At 32.0% G+C, this 3,128-nt stretch carries 3 protein-coding genes; 1 reads left to right on the forward strand and 2 read right to left on the reverse strand.

The annotated features are described in order from the left end of the window. Positions 1-79: 79 nt before the first annotated feature. A complete protein-coding gene (locus tag BAZSYMA_RS02520) occupies positions 80-388 on the reverse strand; it encodes a hypothetical protein (protein ID WP_090715297.1) in 309 nt (102 codons plus the stop codon). A 62-nt stretch (positions 389-450) separates the two neighbouring features. On the opposite strand from BAZSYMA_RS02520, the gene BAZSYMA_RS02525 reads away from it, so the two are divergent. Next, a complete protein-coding gene (locus tag BAZSYMA_RS02525; RefSeq protein ID WP_090715299.1) occupies positions 451-1,671 on the forward strand; it encodes an O-antigen ligase family protein in 1,221 nt (406 codons plus the stop codon). A gap of 1 nt (position 1,672) precedes the next feature. Here BAZSYMA_RS02525 and BAZSYMA_RS02530 read toward each other — a convergent pair whose 3' ends face one another. Continuing rightward, entirely contained in the window at positions 1,673-2,710 is a 1,038-nt protein-coding gene (locus BAZSYMA_RS02530; protein WP_090715301.1) for a glycosyltransferase, read from the reverse strand. Between the last annotated feature and the right edge of the window lie 418 nt (positions 2,711-3,128).

Genomic DNA, 3,128 nt, shown 5'->3' on the forward strand with positions numbered 1-3,128 from the left:
GAATAATTTGTGCTGATCTTATTAAATTGGGGGTATTGTCTGTATTTTTATGGATGCAAGACTTGAATGGGATGGTTTTTTAGGATTTTGATTGGTATTTTTTGGGTTGGGTGGTTCTATTTTTGGATTTGGGAATTACCACTTCCGAGCAACCATTTAATTCAAATTTTTCTTTAAATACCAACATCTCTCCACAAGTTTTAAAATCTGTTTTATCTTGCAAAGGAATACTCTTCACAGTATTAATGCTTGCCTTGCCTGCTCTGGGGTAAATTAAAGTAAAAGAAAGTACATAGTAATCCTCACCTGCATCCAAAACCAAAGCATGGTCTTCATTAACAAGCAAATCTAACTGTTTGATGCTAAGTTGAACGATCTTATAAGCCATTACTTGTTCTATTGATTAGTATAAAATTAATCGCTTAATTATATCATCAAACTTGTAAATCTATGAGTGAAACATATTCAGGAAAAAGGTATTCAAATTTTGTTAATGTCTTATTATTTTTGTTTCCAATTGGAATTATAAATTTTAAAACTTCAGGAGATTTAATTTTGTTCTTACTAATGTTAATGGGTATTTACGCCATCTTTACAACTAAGATAAATCCATTCAAACACCCGAAATTAAAATTATTCTCAGTGCTCTCTGTTGCTTATTTTGGGGTTATTATTTTATCAATTTTAATGTCTGAAAAGCCATTAGAACTTTTACATTTTACAAATAGAGACTTAGCCTTCTTATTTGCCCCTTTGATTGCATTAGCAATTTATAAAACTGATATTGATTTTAATCGATTAATTTTGGCGATGAAATTAAGCCTAATTATGATAGGGGGATACATCTTATATCAACACCTAATAAATGGCGTAATAACAGACTGGAGGCTCTCACGCGGTATCACGCCAAGCTTAACAATGATGATGCTTGTTTTTTCATGGGTTAATATCAATTATGAAAACAAATACAGTTTATTATTAACTGCAATTAGCTCTATATTAGCAATTAATGTCATTATTCTCGCCGATCAGCGTGGTACATTTCTCGGGCTAATGATATTGACTATATTGTTCATTTATTTAAATAGAAAACCCACAATCAACCAACATAGGAATAAAATATTTATCATGGCATTAATTTTGACTGTCGCGTCTCTTTTGTCAGCCCACCCTAAACTAATTAATAAGTTTTCCAAAGGTGTGGACAATGTAGAATCATGGGTTACTAAACAAAAGGCTTCCACTGAATCATCGACCAGTGTAATAAGATTAGAAATGTATAAAGGAGGCCTGTTAGCAGCCAAGGAAAAGCCATTGTTTGGCTACGGTTACCGAAACACAACGGGTCCAGCTTCAAAATTCACTAACAGTCAGAATCTATCTGGCCCAATATCTATGTACAATCATCTACACAACACTTTTATCAATACTTTAGTTTTCGGTGGTAGCATTGCATTGATAATAGTTCTTGCTTTATTCTTTCTGCCTTTAAAGAAATTTTGGCAGACATATAAGGCGAAAAATAATACTGAATATGCAATTCTAGGCACATTGCTAATGAGTGGATATATTATACTTAGTTCAACAAACGGAATGCTTGGTGGTGTTGCAGAGAATGCTTTTTTTGTGCTCTTCTTATCCATATTTTTGCCAAAAATTATTAAAAAGTGATTTACTTTTCAACTAATTGTAAGTATTTTTTTATTTGATTTTCGATGAGAAAGTCATCTTTTAAACTAGTCGTATACTCTACTGTATTTTTTACCACATCAATTATTTTACTTGCTAACGCATCTATATCGCCAACTGGCACAAGATTATCCTTAGGTAATACCTCTGATGGTCCTGACGGGCAATCTGTACTTATAACTGGTGTATCCAATGCTAATGACTCTATTATTACCACACCAAACCCCTCAAAATTTGATGACAAAATCATAAATTCTGCATTTTTTATAAATGGATAAGGGTTAGACTGAAACCCTGCAAAAATTACTTTGTCATTTAACCCCAAATCATCAACTAGTCTTTTACATTCTTCTTGTAGACGACCTTTTCCTACTAACACAAGTGGATTTTTCACACCACTTTTATGATAGGCCTTAATTAAAACATCATGTCCTTTTTGCTCCTTAAATCCACCAACATGAATTAAATAATCTTCGTATTCTGGCTGAAATTTGACAGATTGTTGTTTAACAAAATCAACATCAATAAAATTGTGTATACAATATGATGGATAATGACTATCAAACATTTGATCAAAGTCATCTTTAACACCTTGAGAAACACAAACAACAGGTTTTTTTAGATATATGGCTTTTGCCTCATCGTAACTATAACCTTCTTTACTCATTGTATTATGAATAATTAAATAAGTGTTAAACTTACTATAGCACAACATCCTATCAGATGGAATTAAATTTGATAAAACAAGATTGGGAATGCCACACTTTTTAACAATAAACTTGTCTAAAAGTGGCGAAAGTATTTTTCCTCTTATTGATTTAGGTACCCATCTGTAATATTGTTGAAAATAATGCACTTTAAATTGTCCATTAAACTCAATTTCAACCAAATTCTTTAAAGTTAATATAATGTGAACTTCACAACCTTGTTGCGCAAATCCTGTTGCTAAAGTGACTACCACTCTTTCGGCGCCATTACCTTGTAAAGTTGGTATTACCAATACAACAACTAGCTTCTTCATGAAAAATTACTCTTATTTTTCTTATCTACCTCTAATTTATCACTAACCCAAGTTTTATTTTGCGCTTTATTGCCGCAAATTCTACATTTAGATATTGATGTTTGTATTTTATTCATGTTTATTTAGCAGGCAATTTTTTGCTTTTCCATGTTCTTCGGATTAATGTGTTTATATAATATGTCCAGTTTCACCACGTTGTTCCAGTTTGAGCATTTGAACTAATGATTCTCAAACCACGCACAATCGTCATTTTAAGGGTTTGAATTTTTGCCTCAAAAAGCTAAAAAATAAAAATTCAAACCCTTAAACTCCCCCTAAATTAGGGTGGTAGTTGCCGTAACATATCAACTTTTTTTCTACTATAAAAAGGAGAAGACATGCAGCAGAACTACCACGTGAATGCGAATACTAATTCACA

It is taken from the genome of Bathymodiolus azoricus thioautotrophic gill symbiont (assembly GCF_001298715.1).
Taxonomy (GTDB): Bacteria; Pseudomonadota; Gammaproteobacteria; order PS1; family Pseudothioglobaceae; genus Thiodubiliella.